This window comes from Microbacterium luticellae, assembly GCF_050408645.1.
Classification (GTDB): Bacteria; Actinomycetota; Actinomycetes; order Actinomycetales; family Microbacteriaceae; genus Microbacterium.
Genome location: NZ_JBNTKE010000003.1, coordinates 105,928 through 123,711 on the forward strand (window position 1 = coordinate 105,928; position 17,784 = coordinate 123,711).

Annotated in this window: 15 protein-coding genes; 6 read left to right on the plus strand and 9 right to left on the minus strand. The window is 61.5% G+C overall.

Annotated features, from left to right (window positions below; genetic code table 11):
• Positions 1–20: 20 nt before the first annotated feature.
• Entirely contained in the window at positions 21–497 is a 477-nt protein-coding gene (locus ACQUSW_RS09160) for a DUF4442 domain-containing protein (protein ID WP_428931991.1), read from the plus strand.
• Positions 498–516: 19 nt separating this feature from the next.
• On the opposite strand, the gene hisS is transcribed toward ACQUSW_RS09160, so the two are convergent.
• The 3 genes from hisS to ACQUSW_RS09175 are packed head-to-tail and all read right to left on the minus strand — an operon-like array spanning position 517 to position 3,754.
• On the minus strand, positions 517–1,848 hold the full coding sequence (gene hisS / locus ACQUSW_RS09165) for a histidine--tRNA ligase (protein WP_428931992.1): 1,332 nt from the start codon (positions 1,846–1,848) through the stop codon (positions 517–519).
• A 5-nt stretch (positions 1,849–1,853) separates the two neighbouring features.
• The gene (locus tag ACQUSW_RS09170) at positions 1,854–2,546 is read right to left on the minus strand and encodes a nucleoside triphosphate pyrophosphohydrolase (protein WP_428931993.1); all 693 of its coding nucleotides are present in this window, start codon (positions 2,544–2,546) and stop codon (positions 1,854–1,856) included.
• Positions 2,543–3,754 carry a Na+/H+ antiporter NhaA gene (locus tag ACQUSW_RS09175; protein ID WP_428931994.1) on the minus strand — a complete coding sequence of 404 codons (1,212 nt, stop codon included), beginning with the start codon at positions 3,752–3,754 and terminating at the stop codon, positions 2,543–2,545. The genes ACQUSW_RS09170 and ACQUSW_RS09175 overlap by 4 nt, the downstream gene beginning before the upstream one ends.
• A 185-nt stretch (positions 3,755–3,939) precedes the next feature.
• Here ACQUSW_RS09175 and ACQUSW_RS09180 point away from each other — a divergent pair, with 185 nt between their 5' ends.
• Both ACQUSW_RS09180 and gdhA read left to right on the plus strand, forming a co-directional pair.
• Positions 3,940–6,528 (plus strand): phosphoenolpyruvate carboxylase, encoded by a 2,589-nt coding sequence (locus ACQUSW_RS09180; RefSeq protein WP_428932264.1) that lies wholly within the window; start codon positions 3,940–3,942, stop codon positions 6,526–6,528.
• A 181-nt stretch (positions 6,529–6,709) separates the two neighbouring features.
• On the plus strand, positions 6,710–8,077 hold the full coding sequence (gene gdhA, locus ACQUSW_RS09185; RefSeq protein WP_428932265.1) for an NADP-specific glutamate dehydrogenase: 1,368 nt from the start codon (positions 6,710–6,712) through the stop codon (positions 8,075–8,077).
• A gap of 40 nt (positions 8,078–8,117) precedes the next feature.
• On the opposite strand, the gene ACQUSW_RS09190 is transcribed toward gdhA, so the two are convergent.
• A complete protein-coding gene (locus ACQUSW_RS09190) occupies positions 8,118–8,732 on the minus strand; it encodes a gamma carbonic anhydrase family protein (protein WP_428931995.1) in 615 nt (204 codons plus the stop codon).
• Between the two features lie 56 nt (positions 8,733–8,788).
• Complete coding sequence (mfd, locus tag ACQUSW_RS09195; protein WP_428931996.1) at positions 8,789–12,388, minus strand: transcription-repair coupling factor; 3,600 nt, start codon at positions 12,386–12,388, stop codon at positions 8,789–8,791.
• Positions 12,389–12,466: 78 nt separating this feature from the next.
• On the opposite strand from mfd, the gene ACQUSW_RS09200 reads away from it, so the two are divergent.
• On the plus strand, positions 12,467–12,847 hold the full coding sequence (locus ACQUSW_RS09200) for a hypothetical protein (protein ID WP_428931997.1): 381 nt from the start codon (positions 12,467–12,469) through the stop codon (positions 12,845–12,847).
• Positions 12,848–12,929: 82 nt separating this feature from the next.
• Positions 12,930–13,685: a hypothetical protein gene (locus ACQUSW_RS09205; RefSeq protein ID WP_428931998.1), complete on the plus strand. Its 756-nt coding sequence runs from the start codon at positions 12,930–12,932 to the stop codon at positions 13,683–13,685.
• Between the two features lie 10 nt (positions 13,686–13,695).
• On the opposite strand, the gene pth is transcribed toward ACQUSW_RS09205, so the two are convergent.
• A complete protein-coding gene (gene pth, locus ACQUSW_RS09210) occupies positions 13,696–14,277 on the minus strand; it encodes an aminoacyl-tRNA hydrolase (protein ID WP_428931999.1) in 582 nt (193 codons plus the stop codon).
• Between the two features lie 121 nt (positions 14,278–14,398).
• Positions 14,399–15,007 (minus strand): 50S ribosomal protein L25/general stress protein Ctc, encoded by a 609-nt coding sequence (locus ACQUSW_RS09215; protein WP_428932000.1) that lies wholly within the window; start codon positions 15,005–15,007, stop codon positions 14,399–14,401.
• 244 nt (positions 15,008–15,251) lie between these two features.
• Here ACQUSW_RS09215 and ACQUSW_RS09220 point away from each other — a divergent pair, with 244 nt between their 5' ends.
• Positions 15,252–15,377: a hypothetical protein gene (locus ACQUSW_RS09220; RefSeq protein ID WP_428932001.1), complete on the plus strand. Its 126-nt coding sequence runs from the start codon at positions 15,252–15,254 to the stop codon at positions 15,375–15,377.
• 536 nt (positions 15,378–15,913) lie between these two features.
• On the opposite strand, the gene ACQUSW_RS09225 is transcribed toward ACQUSW_RS09220, so the two are convergent.
• Positions 15,914–16,930, minus strand: coding sequence for a zinc-binding dehydrogenase (locus ACQUSW_RS09225; protein WP_428932002.1), 1,017 nt, complete (start codon positions 16,928–16,930; stop codon positions 15,914–15,916).
• 38 nt (positions 16,931–16,968) lie between these two features.
• Positions 16,969–17,736: a glucose 1-dehydrogenase gene (locus ACQUSW_RS09230; protein WP_428932003.1), complete on the minus strand. Its 768-nt coding sequence runs from the start codon at positions 17,734–17,736 to the stop codon at positions 16,969–16,971.
• Positions 17,737–17,784 lie beyond the last annotated feature (48 nt).

The following is a 17,784-nucleotide window of genomic DNA, read 5'->3' on the forward strand; positions in this document are numbered from 1 at the left end:
ACGGCACCGACAATAGAACTATGCGCATGACACCACGCCTGCTCGCGACCGGTATGAGCCTGTGGATTCCCAACCTCTTCAGCGGCATCCGGGTACGACAATTCAGCGCCGACTGGACCCACGCGACCGTAACGCTGCACGTAAATATTTTTACCCGCAACTACGTCAAAACAGCGTTTGGCGGCTCGATGCAGGCCATGACCGACCCGTACTTTTTTATGCTCGTGATGCATCAGCTGGGCCGCGACTATGTGGTGTGGGACACCCGCGCCGAAATTGAGTTCGTCAAGCCCGGCCGCGGCATGCTCACCGCCGAATTCTCGGTGCCGAAGGCAACCGTCAACGATATTCGTGAGCGTGCCCGCGGCGGCCGTAAAGTGCTGCACTGGTTTGACACCACCATCACCGACCGCACGGGCGATGTCGTGGCCCGCGTACGCCGTGAAGTGTATGTGCGCGAGAAAAAACGTGTCACCGAGCAGCAATCTGCGCCGTAGCAGTCAGCGGTGGCGTCGCTCAGCTGCGAGCGGCCTGCAGGGGCTTCACTTCGGCGAGCCCCGGTGCGTCTCCGGCATGAACGGCAACAAAGCCCGTGAAACCATCGCCCTGCGCTCTCTCGAGCAGGCCCTTCAGGTTCTTGGTACGTTTTTCTAGCCGCACCCGAGCACCCGTGCGCATGAGGTGTGCTTTGTGTACCAAGAGCTCGGCCACGGGTACGTCGGCATCGTGCACGATAACGATGGCCGACTCACGCGCGTCATCGTTCGCGGCAACCAGGTCGACAATGCGTTCAAAACCGATCGAAAAACCGACCGCCGGCACCTGCTGGCCCAAGAACCGGCCAATCATGCCGTCGTAGCGGCCACCACCACCCAGGGAATAGTTCACGCTGGGGTGCGCGAGCTCAAAAATAGTGCCCGTGTAGTAGCCCATGCCGCGCACGAGAAACGGGTCAAATACGAGTGGCACGGTCGTGTCGCTATCGGATGCCGCATCGGTACCGGATGCTGCTGCCGAGCGTGCCGCTGCCACTGCGTCGCCAATGCTCACAACGTGATCAATGAGTTCTTCCGGTGCGCCTTCGGGGAGGGCACGCAGCACGTGTTCGCGTCCATAGGCGAGAACCTGTGTGGTTTGCGGCCGGGTGAGGAACGCCCGGAAAGCGTCGATAGCGCCCGTTGCCGCACCACGCTCGGCCAGTTCTTGAGCAACCCCATCGACACCAATTTTGTCGAGTTTGTCGATGGTGATGAGCACACCCGGGCGTTCGTCTTCGGTGAAACCGAACGATTCCAGCATCCAGTCCAGAATGCGGCGGTCGTTAATGCGCACCGAACCGCCTTCGAGCCCGAGAGCATCAATCGCATCGAGCGATGCGGTAATCAGTTCGGCTTCGGCGCGCACGGTGGCATCGCCAATAATGTCGATATCGCACTGCACAAACTGGCGATAGCGGCCCTTTTGCGGCCGCTCTGCGCGCCATACGGGGCCAATGTGAATGGCACGGAACACCGGCGGCAACTGTGCCCGGTTGCTGGCATAAAAACGGGCCAGCGGCACGGTGAGGTCGTAGCGCAGCCCCAGGTCAGACAGCGCTGCCGTATCGTCGGCTGCACCACGTACAGCCTCGGCATCAAGCCCGCGACGCAGAATCTTAAACGATAGTTTTTCGTTGTCGCCCCCCATGCCGGCGTGCAGGCGATCATATTCTTCAACAACGGGCGCTTCGATCTCGTCGAACCCATGGGCGCGGTACCGCTGACGAATAACCGACAAAATACGCTCGCGACGAGCCTTATCGGCCGGAAGAAAGTCGCGCATTCCACGTGGGGGGTTCACTGTCGCCATGGCCTCTATCTTTCCATGAGTGAAGGGTCGGCTTCGGCGCGGCGAACCTCGGCCTCCAGCATCCGGAGCCTCTCCCGCAGCGCCCGTTCGGCGTCGACGCCGGCAGCACGCGCCTGTGCGACCAGTTGCAGCAGCGCCTCACCAAATTCTTCTTCGCTGGTAGGTACGCGGGTGGGTTCACTCGCTGTCGCCGCAGGTGCCTCTGGTTGCACCCCTACCCTGTGTGCTCGCGGCAGTAGCTTGTGGGCTCGCGCGAGCGCGGGCATGCTGCGCGGCACACCATCGACAACACTGCTGCGCGCGGTTTTTTCTGCCGCTTTCGCCGCGTTCCAGTACACAAGCACTTCTTCGGGTGTGCGCGCCGTCTCGCCACCAAAAACGTGCGGATGTCGACGCATCATTTTTTCTGTGATGGTGCGCGCCACGTCATCAATATCAAAAGCGGCACCCTCGCTCTCGGCAGCAACAGCCGCATGAAAAAGCACCTGCCACAGCAGGTCGCCGAGTTCTTCGCGCCGGTCGTCGGCGCTGCCGGTTTCTACCGCGTCTATCAGCTCATAGGCTTCTTCGATCAAATACGGCACAAGGTCACGGTGCGTCATCTGCTGCGACCACACGCATTCGCTGCGCACCCGCCGCATGACTTCGGCGGCTTCACGCAGCGGATCCGGGCGCGGATCGATCGGGCTCGTGCTCATGCGATGGTTTCTTCCGATGCATCCGAAATCTTTACTGCCGGATGCTGCTTGCCCGGCGCGCGCCTGCGGTAGTAGCGCGCGCGCCCCGACACCAGCGCAATCGACAGCACGAGGGCTATGAGCGAACCGACAAGAACGCCCAGGATCGCCTGGTCACTCGTTGCCGGGTCGGCGGCAAAAGCGAGGTTGGCCAGCAGCAGCGACACGGTAAAGCCGATGCCGCCCAGGGCTCCCGCCGCAACCACGTCGAGAATCGCGAGGGTGGGCGGCGTGCCGCGCGGACGCACCTGCAGTGATAGCCAACCAAACGCCGTGATCCCGATGATCTTGCCGACCGGCAGAGCCAACACAACGGCCCAAAATGCGGGGGAAAGCTCCGACGGGGCAACACGGGGAATCACAACGAAAGCGGCAGCGAAAGCAAAGATCGGCAGTATGAGGGCGTTGACCCACGGTTCTAGCGCGTGACGTGCGTGATCGGCGGGGCGGGGCGCCATAACAAGCCCGAGAGCGACCCCGGCGATGGTCGCGTGAATACCCGACTGCAGCACCAGTAGCCACACCGCTACCGCGATAGCGACCATGACGATCGCGACCAGGACACCGCCGCGACCCCGCAAGAAATAGCTGAGCGCGCCGAAAGCTATCACCCCAATGATGGCGAGCCCCAGCAGCGCGAAATTAACGTCGGTGGCAAAGAGTACAGCGATAAAAATAATGCCGACGATGTCATCAAGAATGGCCAGTGCCAGCAGGAATGCGCGCACGGCCGTCGGCAGCCCGCGGCCAAACATCGCGAGCACCCCCAGCGCAAAAGCAATATCGGTGGCAGTGGGAATCGGCCAGCCACTGACGGTGTCGCTACCCTGCGCTACCGCCAGATATACCAGCACAGGAACGAGGATTCCGCCCGTCGCTGCGATCGCGGGCTGCACAGCCTTACCTATGCTGTTAAGATCGCCGCGCGTCACTTCGTAGCGCAGTTCGAGCGCCACGACAAAGAAGAAGATGACCAAAATGCCGTCGGAGATCCACTCGGTGACGGGCAAAGAAATACTTGTCCCCGGCAGGGACAGCAGCGAGTGCAACACCCCCGCTACCGGGTCATGTGCCGGAGTGTTGGCGATAAGAAGGCCCACCAGGGCAGCGCCCAGAAGCAGTATCGCGGGAAACTGCTGAGAACGAAGAAGTGAGCGATTCTTAGACATGCCCTCCAGCCTATGCAAGAGCACCGACAAAATTTTCACGGCAAAAAATACCGCCTGTCATCGGCCCGATTCTCACTAGAAGCACTCAGGCTACTACCCTCGAAACCGTGAGCCCCGAACCTACGAACACAGAAGCCATTGCTCTTATCGGCCGTTTCGAAGCCGGTCGAGGTATTCCCGAAGCCATGCGTGCCGATGTGCGCATGCTGGGATCGCTCCTCGGTCAGGTGCTGCGTGAATGCGGCAGCCTGGGGCTGTATGAAGACGTCGAACGCCTGCGGATCGCAACGATTCAGGCGTACTCCGACCCCGAGTCCGACGCATTCGAGCGTGCCGTAGCCATTGCCGATGGCTTCAGTGTTGAACGCGCCGACGAAGTCGCACGCGCATTCACCTGCTACTTCCACCTCGTCAACCTGGCAGAAGAACACCAGCGCGTGCGTGTCTTACGCGAACGAGCAGGCCAGCCTGGCCGCGAAGCCACCTATGACACCGTCGCCAACGCCTTCGACAAACTCCGCGAAGAGGTCGGCGAAGATGAGGCCTACCGTCGCCTGCAATCACTGCGCTTTCACCCGGTCTTTACCGCGCACCCCACCGAAGCTCGCCGACGGGCAGTGTCGACCAGCATCCGGCGGCTTGCAGGGCTTCTTGCCGAGCACGATGTAGCAACCCCGGGTGGTTCTGAACAGCACCGCGCAGAGCGTCGGATGCTCGAAGAAATCGACACACTCTGGCGCACCGCGCCCCTGCGCGCCGAAAAACCCACCCCGACCGACGAAGTACGCACGGTCATGGCGGTATTCGACGAGACACTGTTCACCACCATCCCGCACGTATACCGCCGCATCGACGACAACCTGCGCGGACACCAGTCAGGCCTGACCGAACCGGTCGTACCTGCGTTTATGCGCATCGGATCGTGGGTGGGTGGCGACCGCGACGGCAACCCGTTTGTGACCGCCGATCTCACACGTGAAGCCGCCGAGATTGCCTCCGACCATGTGCTGCGCGGGCTCGAAAACGCGCTCGCCCGCATCGGCCGCACCCTCACGCTCGACGCCGAAGACACCCCCGCCAGCCTTGATCTCGACGCCCTGTGGCTACGCCTGCGCGACACCGATCACGAAGCCGCAGCAGAAATCGCCAAACGCTCCCCCAACGAACCTCACCGCCGCGTCATGCTCATGATGTCGCGTCAGGTGGCAGCAACCCGTAGCGGCGCCGGTTACACCAGCGCCGAAGAGCTACTCACCGACCTCTACACGGTACAGAACTCGCTGTTGGCCGCCGGTTCGCGCCGCCACGCCTACGGTGGCGTGCAGCACCTCATCTGGCAGGTACAAACCTATGGTTTCCACCTCACCGAACTCGAGGTGCGTCAGCACTCTGAAGTGCACGCGCGTGCCCTGGCCGAACTTGATGCGGGTGACCAGCTGAGCAAACAAACCGAAGAGGTGCTCGACGTTTTTCGGGCCGTTGCCGATATTCAGCGGCGTTTCGGCCGCCGCGCGGCAGGTCGCTATGTGGTCTCGTTCACCCGCTCGGCCGAAGACCTCGCCAATGTGCACCGCCTCGCGCACTATGCGTTCCCCAACGGTAACGGCCCCGTGCTCGACGTCGTACCGCTTTTTGAAACCTTCGCCGATCTGCAGGCAGCGCCAGGAATCTTGGCCGAGACCGTGCAGCATCCGGAAGTCGCTGCACGCCTGAAAGAAACAGGTAATCGCCTCGAAGTGATGCTCGGCTACTCCGACTCGTCGAAGGATGTTGGCCCGGTCGCCGCCACCCTCGCGCTCTACGATGCCCAGGCAGCGCTGGGCGCATGGGCAAAAGAGTCGGGCATCGAACTCACTCTGTTCCACGGCCGCGGAGGCGCCCTGGGCCGCGGCGGTGGGCCCGCAAACTCCGCGATTCTTGCCCAACCGCCCTACTCGGTCGATGGCCGCTTCAAACTCACCGAACAGGGTGAAGTGATTTTTGCGCGCTACGGCGAACCCGTCATCGCCATGCGGCACATCGACCAGGTAGCGGCCGCAACACTGCTGGCATCATCACCCTCGGTCGAAGAGCGCACCAGTGCCGCTGCAGCCCGCTTTGCCGATATTGCCGCCACCATGGACGCCGCATCGCGCGAAAGGTTCTTCTCGCTCGTGCATGCTGAAGGTTTCGCGCCGTGGTTTGCCACGGTCACCCCGCTCGAAGAAATCGGCATGCTCGCGCTCGGCTCGCGCCCTGCTCGCCGTGGACTCTCGGTCGAATCGCTCGAAGATCTTCGCGCTATTCCCTGGGTTTTTGCGTGGACGCAGTCGCGCATCAACCTCGCCGGCTGGTTTGGTCTCGGCACAGCACTGGCAGCCGTCGGTGACGAAAAACTCTTGCAACAGGCCTATCGAGAATGGCCTTTGCTGCACACCATGATCGACAACGTGGCCATGAGCCTGGCAAAAACCGACGCGCGCCTTGCTCGCCAATACCTCGAACTGGGTGACCGCCCCGACCTCTCGCAGATTGTGCTCGACGAGCTCGAACTCACCCGCGATTGGGTTGTGCGGGTCACCGGTGGCAACGAACTACTCGAATCGAAACCGATTCTGCAGCGTGCCGTCAAACTGCGCAGCCCCTACGTTGACGCGCTCTCGCTGCTGCAGCTGCGTGCCCTGCAGGGTCTGCGGAACAGTGCCACGGAACAGCCGGTCGACGACCCCGAACTCCAGCGGCTTCTGCTGCTTTCTGTGAGCGGTGTTGCGGCGGGCCTGCAGAACACTGGATAATCAAACAAGGCAGCACTGTCTTTCGTACTCGCCTCACCGTCGCGGCATCGGCATTCCGCTGAGCGCGCTACAGTGTATGCTCTGCCGCAACCCGGCATCTGGCGCATGACACGATCCAGCGCGAAATATACATACCCTATGTTGTGAGAAAGCTTCCCCCCGCGTGACCGAGACAAATACTCTGAATCCGACCACCTCGGAATTCCATCCCCTTGCACCGTCCGTCCAGTCGGTTTTCGATACCGTCACCGCTCGCGACCCTCATGAACCGGAATTTCACCAGGCCGTGCACGAGGTTTTGCACTCCATCGCGCCGGTGCTCGAGAAGCATCCGGAGTTTGTGGAAGCCGGTGTTCTCGAACGCCTTGTCGAACCCGAACGCCAGGTCATGTTCCGCGTGCCGTGGATTGACGATGCCGGCCGCCTCCACGTCAATCGTGGCTACCGTATTCAGTTCTCGTCTGCGCTGGGTCCGTACAAAGGTGGGCTGCGTTTTCACCCCTCAGTGAACCTGTCGATCATCAAATTTTTGGGCTTTGAGCAGATTTTTAAGAACGCACTCACCGGTCAGGGAATCGGCGGAGGCAAAGGCGGTGCCGACTTTGATCCGCATGGCAAATCGGATGCCGAAGTTATGCGATTTTGCCAATCGTTTATGAACGAACTGTTCCGCCACATTGGCGAGCAGACCGATGTTCCCGCCGGAGACATTGGGGTGGGAAGCCGCGAGATCGGCTACATGTTTGGCATGTACCGCAAGATCACCAACCGGCACGAGACGGGTGTGCTCACCGGTAAAGGTATCGGTTGGGGTGGCGCGCAGGTACGCACCGAGGCCACCGGATACGGTGCCGTGTTCTTTGCGCAAGAAATGCTTGCCGTGCACGGTGAATCACTCGAAGGCAAAAGAGTGGCCGTTTCGGGCTCGGGCAACGTTGCGATCTACGCGATTGAAAAGGCAACCCAGCTGGGCGCTCGCGCCGTCACTGCGTCCGACTCCTCGGGTTACGTCGTTGACGAATCGGGCATCGACCTGGCGCTCCTGCGCCAAATCAAAGAGGTCGAACGTGGCCGGATCGTCGAGTATGCGCGCCGTCGCCCCGGCGCCCGTTTTATCGAGGGCGGCAGCGTGTGGGAAACCCCCGTCGATGTTGCGATTCCCGCAGCGACCCAGAACGAACTTGACTTCGACTCGGCCGAAACACTTGTCGGTAACGGCGTGCGTGTCGTTGTTGAAGGCGCCAACATGCCCACAACGCCCGAAGCTGTCGAGATCTTCCAGCGAGCCGGAGTGCTGTTTGCACCCGGTAAAGCCGCGAACGCCGGTGGTGTTGCTACCTCTGCGCTCGAAATGAGCCAGAACGCCTCACGTCAGCGCTGGGGCTTCGCCGAAAGCGAGCAGCGCCTGCGCGACATCATGGCCGACGTACACCATGCGTCGTTCTACGCCGCCGAACGCTTCGATGCCCCCGGTGACTATGTCGTGGGGGCAAACTGCGCTGCTTTCGAACGCGTTGCTTCTGCCATGCTGGCGCAGGGTGTAATTTAGTTCGTCGTTACCGGGGCGGGTGCAGCGTCATGATTGCTCGTTACGCTTGCTCGTCCCGGAACACTTCACGGTCGTCGGCGTGCCGCGCCAGCGACGAAGCATAACGCTCGGTCAGCTGCACCATCAGATCGGGGGTGTCGCGATCGACACCAAAAACAAAACCCGGAAAATCTAGCTCAGGCTGTGCCGCACCGATCTCTGCCGCATTTTCTGCCGGATGCAACTGCACAGGGTCGCCCACGGCAACCCAGCCGATCGGCACAACGGTGTTTTCGGGCAGTACTGCTTTACGGTGCACAATCGCATGCACACGAATCTCACTTCGTGCCCCAACCCGCGCGCCGTTAAACACCCGTGCGCCCGAAGCAAGAAAAGATTCTTCGGCAATATCGGCGCCCGCAACGCTCGAGAGAGTACCCAGCAGAGTATGTCGACCGATGCGCACAGAGTCGGCCGCTGTGGCACGAATCAGAGCGTTTTCCATCACGATCACGTGCTCTCCCAGCACGATCGGTCCGCCTTCGGCCGTAATGACGGCACCGTGCAATATCTGGCAGTGCGGGCCAATCTCAACATCGCCCGACACAACAGCACTGGGCGCAATAACAGCGGTCTCATGAATGCGGGGCCGAGCCCCCAGGTGCTCGTAGATCATGGCCCGAGCGTAGCCCGCCAGGCCCGCGCTGCACAGAGGCGCGCAGCATCCGGATGCTACTGGCTGGTCTCAGGGAAAAGCGCCGTGAACAGTTGCTCAACCCACGCCAACAGTTCGGGTGCTGATGGTGGCTCGAGCCCGACCCCCACCGACGCCTGCTGCATCGGCATGGGCACAACGAGCGCCTCGCCGCCCGAGACAAACTTGGCTTTCGGGTACAGTCTCGCCACGCGCACCTTCATCGAATCGGCGAGCTTGGCCGGGGCAATCCGCAGGTTTGTGCCCATGGCGACCACGTCGCTCAGCCCCGCGCGTGCAGCCCGGCGCCGCAGCCGCGCAACGGCAACAAGACCCGCAACTTCTTCGGGCATTTCACCGTAGCGGTCGGTGAGTTCTTCGACCACCAGGTCGATCGCTTCGTCAGGGGCAGTAGCGGTGGCTGCCGACGAAAGCTTCTGGTAGGCCTCCAGGCGCAACCGTTCACTGTCGATATAGGCGTCGGGAATGCGCGCATCGACCGGCAGCTCGAGCCGAAGTTCAGCGCCCGTCTCGGTCTCTTCTCCACGGAACGTCGCGACAGCCTCGCCAATCATCCGCAAATAGAGGTCGAAGCCCACGCCGGCAATATGGCCAGCCTGCTCGGCCCCCAAAAGGTTTCCGGCACCGCGCAACTCGAGGTCTTTCATCGCCACCTGCATGCCGGAACCCAGGTCGTTATTGACCGCGATGGTTTGCAGCCGGTCGGCAGCGGTCTCTGACAGCGGCTTCATTTCGTCGTATAAGAAGTAGGCATACGCGCGCTCTCGTCCGCGCCCAACACGGCCGCGCAACTGGTGCAGCTGAGACAGACCATAGCGATCGGCGCGGTCAATAATGATCGTGTTGGCATTCGAAATATCGAGGCCTGTTTCGATAATCGTGGTCGAAACGAGAACATCGTACTTGCGTTCCCAAAAGTCGTCGACGACCTGCTCCAGCTGGTGTTCGCCCATCTTGCCGTGCGCCACCGCAATGCGTGCTTCGGGCACGAGTTCAGCCAGTTGCGCGGCAACCTTCTGAATCGACTGCACCCGGTTGTGCACATAAAACACCTGGCCTTCGCGCAAAATTTCGCGCCGGATGGCCGCTGCTACCTGTTTATCGCTGCGCGGGCCGACAAATGACAGAATCGGATGCCTGTCTTCGGGCGGTGTCTGCAGGGTAGACATTTCACGGATTCCCGTGACGGCCATCTCGAGCGTTCGCGGAATAGGCGTGGCGCTCATAGCAAGAATGTCAACGTTCGTCTTCAACTTCTTCAGCGCGTCTTTATGCTCAACCCCGAATCGCTGCTCTTCGTCAACGATCACGAGCCCCAGGTCTTTAAACTTCACCTGTTCGGTCAGCACCCGGTGCGTACCGATAACCATGTCGACGCTTCCGTCGAGCAGCCCGTCGACCACCTGCCGCGCCTCTTTGTCGGTCTGAAACCGTGACAGCGACTTCACGTGCACCGGGAAGCCAGCAAAACGCTCGTGAAAAGTCTCGAGATGCTGTTTTACCAGCAGGGTTGTTGGTACCAGCATCGCCACCTGTTTGCCATCTTGAATAGCTTTAAAAGCGGCGCGCACGGCAACCTCGGTCTTACCAAAACCCACGTCGCCCGAAAGCAACCGGTCCATGGGAATCGGCCGCTCCATGTCGGCTTTGATTTCGTCGATCGTTTGCAGCTGATCGGGCGTTTCCGCAAAGGGAAACGCTTCTTCTAGTTCACGCTGCCACGGGGTATCTGCACCAAACGCATAACCTTTGGCGGCCATTCGCGCCGAATACAGCTTGACCAGCTCTACGGCGATATCGCGCACAGCCTTGCGGGCTTTACCCTTGGCTGCGGCCCAGTCACTGCCACCCATCTTCGACAGCGTGGGCGATTCGCCACCCACATACTTCGACAGCAGATCGAGCTGGTCAGTGGGCACATAGAGTTTGTCGCCCGGGTATCCGCGCTTTGACGGCGCATATTCGAGCACAAGATAATCGCGCAGCGTGCGCGTGGCGTTGCGCCCGCCGGTAGAAACCTCGCGCTGGGTCATCTCAACAAAACGGCCAATACCGTGCGTGTGGTGCACAACGTGATCGCCAGGTTTCAGCTGCAGCGGGTCGACCACATTGCGTCGACGGCTGGCGAGCTTACGCACGATACGCTGGTCGCCACCGATCGTGCGCCCATAAAATTCGTCTTCTGTTAGCACGGCGAGGCGCGCTTCGGGCACCTGAAACCCGGCCTCCAGCTGCGCGGTAACAAGCGTGGCGATACCCGGTTCGGGCTTGCTACTCAGCTGATCGACGCTGCGAGCACCCACGCCCCTATCTGAGAGCACGTCACGTGCGCGGTCGATGAGTCCTGTTCCGGATGCAGCAAGCACAACGCTCCACCCCTGACCAATACGGTCGGCGACAAAATCAATCGCACCATCAACATTGCCCTGAAAAGACGGAATGGCTGCGGCCGCGAGTCCTTCACTCGTATCGGATACCTGGGCGTCTTCCGTGCCGGGGTCGAAAGGGCTCAGCCGCCACCACACACCCCCGTGCTGGTGCGTTGCCTCACGAAGCTCGGCGAGCGTTAAGAAGTCTCCGGCGCTGAGGCCAGTATGAATATTTGCGCCCACATCGATGGGTGCGTCGGCACCGGATGTCGCAGCGCTCCACGCCGCATCAAGAAATTCACGGTTCGTCTCAATAAGCCCCGCAGCACGCGCGCTACTGCGCTCGGGGTCAACGATCGCAACAGCGCTAGCTCGTGGAAGCTCATGAAGCAGCGTGTGCAGTGGACCTGCCACGAGCGGCAACAGCGACTCCATCCCCTCAACGGGAATACCCTCCGCCATTTTCTCCAGCATTCCAGCAATACCCGGAAAGCGGGAGATGTTTTCTGCAGCCCGCTGACGCACCTCATCGGTCAGCAGCAGTTCTCTGCTGGGGGGTAGTTCAACAGCGGCAACATCGCCGGGAAGCGAACGCTGATCGGCAACAGAAAAGGCCCGAACACCGTCGACCTCGTCGCCAAAAAACTCGATGCGGTACGGGTGATCGGCAGTGGGCGGAAAAACATCGAGAATCCCGCCACGAACCGCAAACTCTCCCCGGCGCGACACCATATCAACACGTGAATAGGCGTGTTCAACAAGCTTCGCCACAACATCGTCGAGCTCATGACCGCGGGTGCCCAGCGCCAACGTGAGTGGTTTTTTGCTACCAAGCCCGGGAGCCAGTGGCTGCAGTGCCGCGCGCACCGAGGCGACGACGATCAGCGGATCAGAGCCCTCCCACGTTGCGATAGCACGCAGCGCTGCCAGCCGCTGCCCCACCGTATCGGGGCTCGGGCTCAGGCGCTCATGGGGCAGGGTCTCCCATGCAGGAAAATTAACGACCTGCGCTCGCGGGATAAGCGATAGCACCGCCGCAGCAAGCGACTCGGCACGCCTACTCGTTGGTGCGACAATAAGAGCGGCAGCAGGAAGACCGGCCGTAGCACGTTGAGCCACAAGTCCGGCGATCATGGGTGCATCGATCCCTGCCGATGCAACAAGATCGGCATCGGTCTGTGCCCAGCTCAGAGCGTCGCTAAATGACTCAGCATCCTGTAACGATTGAATGATTCCCTGCACAGTCACCAAACGAGTCTACGGTGCCTCAGCCTGTTCGTTACCCTGGCCCGCTCATTATCCTGACCGTTCGTTACACTGGCCCGCATGACGAACCCCGGCACACCGTATCCGCCCGCGCCGTCGGCCCCGCCAGCACCCCGCTCCCCCGCGCTCGGCCGCTGGGCGATGGGGCTCGGCATTACCGCACTCGCACTCGGCCTGTTCACCGCCGTCGGAATCGTGCTGTCGACATTCGACCTGTGGAGAGGCCCTACCGGCGCGCCTCTGCTGCTGGGAACACTGTGCGGACTGCCCGCATTCGTGCTCGGCATCATCGCCGCCGTCAGCCGCCGCGGCCGAAAACAAGCACTCACCGGCATCTGGACAGCCGTCGGTGGCGCCGCCGCCGTGCTGCTCACCATCACCCTGCTCATGGTCATCTTCACCCTCGGATTGACCGCTCTCCTCGTCGACCACACGCCGTAAACCACGCCCGCACACTCGCACCCACCCCACACGCACTCACTCACACCCCACAAATGACAGACGTAGCGTTTAGGATGAGGGCGTGAGCGATCAGCAGCAACCCCCGTACCCACCGCCCGCACCCGTGCCTCCGGCACCGCACAGCGCAGTGCCTCCGGCACCGCACGGCGCGCCTTCATCTGCGGCATCCGGTGGCGGTTATGCCCCGCCACCAGCGCCGGCTCCCTATGGACAGCAAGCTCAGCAGCAGCCACCGCAACCTTTTGGGCAGCCGCAGCCCGCGCCGCCGCAATCTCAGCCGCAGTCGCCTCCACAACCGTACGGCCAGCAGCCCACGCAGCCGTATGGCCAGCCGCCCTATGCTCCGCCGAGCGGGCCTACCCCTCCAACTTTTGGGCAGACGGGCTCGCCTTACCCGGGTGCCTCGCTACCACAACAGGTACCCGCGGCTCCTGCGCGCAAATCGAAGGTGACCGGTGTCATCGCGTTCGTCATGGGTGTGGTTGCCGGTGTGATTGCACCGATCCTGGCGTTTTCGCCGTCATACAAAATTGGCCAGGCGCTCATGTCGCCGGGCGCCACCCAATATCTCGAAAACGACGACCTCACTCCCCTCATTCCTGTGCGAGGCGACGTCTTGTTTGTCGAGCTGTTGTTCTGGGGCGGAACGCTGCTCGGTATTGCGGCAATAGTGATGGGAATCATCGCTATCGCTAAGAAGAAGGGCCGTGGCTTCGGTATTTTTGCGATAATTCTGGCGCTGCTGGGTGCCGTAGCGTTCTGGCTTATCGTGGTACTTGCGATGGGTACCAGTGCCGTCGACATCGTAACGAGCTGACACCCGCGCCTTACGTGGCCGAATGAAAACGCTGTTGCGTTGCAATCAGGCCGTCATTGACAAGCTGTTCGACAGCGTCGGCCGCATCAGAAACAAGATTTCCGAGGGTCTTGTGTTCTTCGTTGTTGAAGGGTGATAGTACCCAGTCCGACACATCGCGGTGACCGGGCGGGCGACCTATGCCTACTCGTACACGCAAAAAGTCGGGTGTGGTGAGCGCACGCGCAATGTCGCGAACTCCGTTGTGGCCGCCGTGCCCGCCACCAATTTTTACCTTGATGGTGTCGTAGGGAATATCGAGTTCGTCATGAATGACGATGATGTTTTCGGTGGGCACGGAATAAAACTTGGCGAGCGCCGCTGTTGGTGCCCCCGAAACATTCATGAAGCAGTTCAGTTTCGCCACGATCATGCGCGGGCCACCCGGACGCAAACGAGTTTCGGCAACCCTGGCTCCGGCTTTGTGCTGCCGGAAACGCTCATTTCGCCGATCGGTGAGCTCATCACTCACCAACTGTCCAATGTTGTGACGCGTGGTCTCGTATCGTGGCCCAGGGTTTCCGAGGCCGATAACGAGCCAGGGGTCAGTCATGATCTTTCACTTTCTTTGTGCTCCGCCGATGTGAATACGGCTGCCAACAAAAATCACGCGGGGTACGGCCTCGAGACCGCACCCCGCGTGATGAATATTGCTCCGCAGGAGCGTCGGCCGCTTACTCTGCAGCCGGCGCGTCTTCTGTAGCCTCTTCCGATGCCTCGTCTGTGTCTTCGGGTTCTTCGGCCACAACCGGCACGGTCACCGACACCAGCAGCAGGTCATCTTCGTCAGCCAGGGTCGCGCCCTTCGGCAGAGCGACATCGCCAGCAGTGATGTGTGTCGGTGCCTCACGGCCTTCAACATCAACCTCAACGTGCTCCGGAATGTTGGTGGCTGCAACCTCAAGACGGATCGTAGCGACGTCAACGGTAACGATGGTGCCCGAGAACGACTCGCCGGTCACTACAACAGGAACCTCAACGATAACCTTCTCGCCCTTCTTAACCACGAGAAGGTCGATGTGCTCAATGACCTGGCGCACCGGGTCGCGCTGCACATCTTTCACCAGCGCCAGTTGCTCTTTACCGTCGATTTCGAGGTCGAGCAGTGCGTTGGCGCGGCGAACGATCAGTGAAACCTGGTGGCCGGGCAGCGACAGGTGCACGGGGTCGGTACCGTGGCCGTAAAGGACCGAGGGAATGCGGCCAGCTGCGCGGAGGCGGCGGGCAAAACCCTTACCGAAGTTTTCGCGGACTTCTGCAATGACCTTAGAGTCGTCAGACATATGTTCTCCTTCAAAGCACGCGGCGATGCCACGCGGTGGTCTGGGTGCTCATCGGAGATATCAACAGGAAAGCACAGCCACCGGGGCCAACTTCGCCGCGTCGATAACGGGCACAACCACCTGAACGGGTCATACCCCTCGCCGAGGAACCTCTCTATCGTAGCGGAAGACACTGTAAGCTAGAGCCACACTTGTCTTGCCGCACTCGATTCGGCTTGAGTCACCCTCGAACAGGAGTATTTCTATGCTCGACGCAGTCTTTCTCTCGCACGCGATCAACTGGCTGATCGGGGTCATGACCGTTGTGGGCGGAGTTTTGTGCATCGGCGCGCTGCTCTCGATGGGCCGCACTCCTTCACGCAAGAACTAGGCTTTTATCGCGTAAAAACGACGCTTTCTCTTTTATGAGGTCGCCGCACTGCGGCGGCCTCTTTTTTTGTGCCTGAGTTTCACCCCTCCACGCGTTGATCCTCTCCGCCCTGTCGTCTCCGCCGCCGGGCACGGGTGTCTTCTCCGCCACCGGACACGGGTGCCTTCTCCGCCACCGGACGCAACACGCCGCCTCCACACCACACCACACGGCATGTCGTGACCGGTCGCACAAAAGAGACAACGCCACCCCACCGCCACCGGACGCAACACGCCGCACCCACACCACACCACACGGCATGTCGTGACCGGTCGCGCAGAAGAGTGCGGGCGAAAGGGAGAGCACGCCCGGTGAAAGGGAGAGCACGCCCGGTGAAACGGAGAACGCGCGCAGCGAAAGGGAGAACACACCCGGCGAAACGGAGAACGCGCCCGGTGAAACGGAGAACGCGCGCAGCGAAACGGAGAACGCGCGCAGCGAAACGGAGAACGCGCGCAGCTAAAGGGAGAACACGCCCGACGGAAAAGGGAGCCGAGTCAGAGGGCGACGACGACCTTTCCGGATGCAGCGGAGTCTTTCGCCGCGGCAAAGGCGGCGACGGTGTCGTCCAGTGAGAATTCGTGGGTGATGACCTGTTCGATCGCGGGATTGTCGGCGAGCAGCTGGACGGCCTCGTCGATTTCGTCGCGGAAGCGGAAGGTGCCGCGCACGGTGAGTTCTTTTGCGATTGCGGGTGCGAGGTTGATGGGGCGTGGTTCGTCGGGCACCATACCGACCTGGATGACAGTGCCTGCGGGTCGGGCTGCAATGAATGCGGTCGAGATGGCGGGCGCGACGCCCGAGCATTCGAAGACGACGTCGTAACTGTTGGGTGCGATGTCGTCGGTCATCACGTTGTAGACGGTGTCGGCACCGACTGCGCGGGCGCGTTCGAGGGGTTCGGCAAGAACGTCGGTGGCGGCGACGGATGCTGCACCGTAGGCGTGTACGGCGGCGACCATGAGCAGCCCGATGGGGCCTGATCCGCTGACGAGTACGCGCTGGCCGGCGATGTCACCGCTCACTTCGATGGCCCGGTGCAGTGCGTGGAGGACGACGGCGAGGGGTTCGGCGAGTACGGCCCGGCGTACGGGCAGTGTTTCGGGCAGTACGCGCACCATCGAGCGTTCGACGATGATCATTTCGGCCATTCCGCCCTGTGTGTGCGGCCAGGTTGATGCGCTGCCAAGGTACGAACCTCCGGCCCACAGGTGCGGGTAGTCGTCGAGCTTTTCGGCGGGGGTACCAAAACGTGCCGGGTGGATGGTGACGGGTGTGCCTGTGGGCCATTCTCCGCGGGGGTCGTGGTCGATGCGGCCCGAGACTTCGTGGCCCGGTATGAGAGGTTCGCGTACGACGAAAGCGCCGTTGGCTCCCTCGTAGTAGTAGTGCAGGTCGGAGCCGCAGATGCCGACGTAGTCGATGCGAATGCGTACCTGGTCGGCACCAGCATCCGGGGTGTCGACGGTGCGAATCTGCAGGTCTTCTTTGGCGGTGATGTATGCGGCGCGCATGGTTTCTCCCGGGTGTGACGGTGGTGGATGGCGGGTTGTTAGACGACCGCGGTCATGCCGCCGTCGACGAACAGGTTTTGTCCGGAAACAAAACTGGAGGCGTCGGAGGCAAGGAACAGGAGGGCTCCGGCGAGTTCGTCGAGCGATCCCCACCGGCCGGCTGGGGTGCGCTGGGCAACCCAGGCGCTAAATTCGGGGTCGTCAACGAGTGCGGTGTTCATTTCGGTGGCGAAGTAGCCGGGCGACAGTGCGTTCACCTGCACTCCGTGTCGGGCGAGGTCGGCGGCCATGCCTTTTGTTAGCTGTGCGACTCCGCCTTTTGTTGCCGAATAGGGTGCGATGGTTTGGCGTGCCAGGTGTGACTGCACCGAGGCGATGTTAATGATTTTTCCGGATCCGCGTTCGACCATGCCAGGAAGCAGTGGGCGCGATACGTAGAAGGCGCTCGACAGGTTCGAGGCCACGATGAGGTCCCAGTCGTCGGCGGCGAAGTCTTGAATGGGTGCGCGGCGCTGCAGCCCCGCATTGTTGACGAGAATGTCGGGCACGCCGTGCTCGGCAACAGTGTCGCCGAGCACGCGTGCCGTCTGGGTTGCGTCGGTCACATCACAGCGAATAACAGCTACCGGATGCTGGCTGACAGCCTGAATCTGCTCCTGAGCCACCTGCAGGGCCTGCTGGTCGCGGCCGTGCAGAATCACGCGTGCTCCGGCTTCGGCTAAGACGCGGGCAAAGGTTTGACCGATTCCGCGTGAGGAGCCGGTGACCAGTGCGAGCCTGCCGGTGATGTCGAAGAGGCTGTTCATGAGGTACTCCTTGGATGTGAGCGATTGCTGTGATGTGACCGAGCGCTA

Bases quoted from the DNA above. Each gene is read 5' to 3' on its own strand.
- ACQUSW_RS09175 (WP_428931994.1), bottom strand. From the start codon at position 3,754: ATGTCTAAGAATCGCTCACTTCTTCGTTCTCAGCAGTTTCCCGCGATA.
- ACQUSW_RS09225 (WP_428932002.1), bottom strand. From the start codon at position 16,930: ATGCGCGCCGCATACATCACCGCCAAAGAAGACCTGCAGATTCGCACC.
- ACQUSW_RS09230 (WP_428932003.1), bottom strand. From the start codon at position 17,736: ATGAACAGCCTCTTCGACATCACCGGCAGGCTCGCACTGGTCACCGGC.
- ACQUSW_RS09160 (WP_428931991.1), top strand. From the start codon at position 21: ATGCGCATGACACCACGCCTGCTCGCGACCGGTATGAGCCTGTGGATT.
- hisS (WP_428931992.1), bottom strand. From the start codon at position 1,848: ATGGCGACAGTGAACCCCCCACGTGGAATGCGCGACTTTCTTCCGGCC.
- pth (WP_428931999.1), bottom strand. From the start codon at position 14,277: ATGACTGACCCCTGGCTCGTTATCGGCCTCGGAAACCCTGGGCCACGA.
- ACQUSW_RS09215 (WP_428932000.1), bottom strand. From the start codon at position 15,007: ATGTCTGACGACTCTAAGGTCATTGCAGAAGTCCGCGAAAACTTCGGT.
- ACQUSW_RS09220 (WP_428932001.1), top strand. From the start codon at position 15,252: ATGCTCGACGCAGTCTTTCTCTCGCACGCGATCAACTGGCTGATCGGG.
- ACQUSW_RS09200 (WP_428931997.1), top strand. From the start codon at position 12,467: ATGACGAACCCCGGCACACCGTATCCGCCCGCGCCGTCGGCCCCGCCA.
- ACQUSW_RS09180 (WP_428932264.1), top strand. From the start codon at position 3,940: ATGCGTGCCGATGTGCGCATGCTGGGATCGCTCCTCGGTCAGGTGCTG.
- ACQUSW_RS09170 (WP_428931993.1), bottom strand. From the start codon at position 2,546: ATGAGCACGAGCCCGATCGATCCGCGCCCGGATCCGCTGCGTGAAGCC.
- ACQUSW_RS09190 (WP_428931995.1), bottom strand. From the start codon at position 8,732: ATGATCTACGAGCACCTGGGGGCTCGGCCCCGCATTCATGAGACCGCT.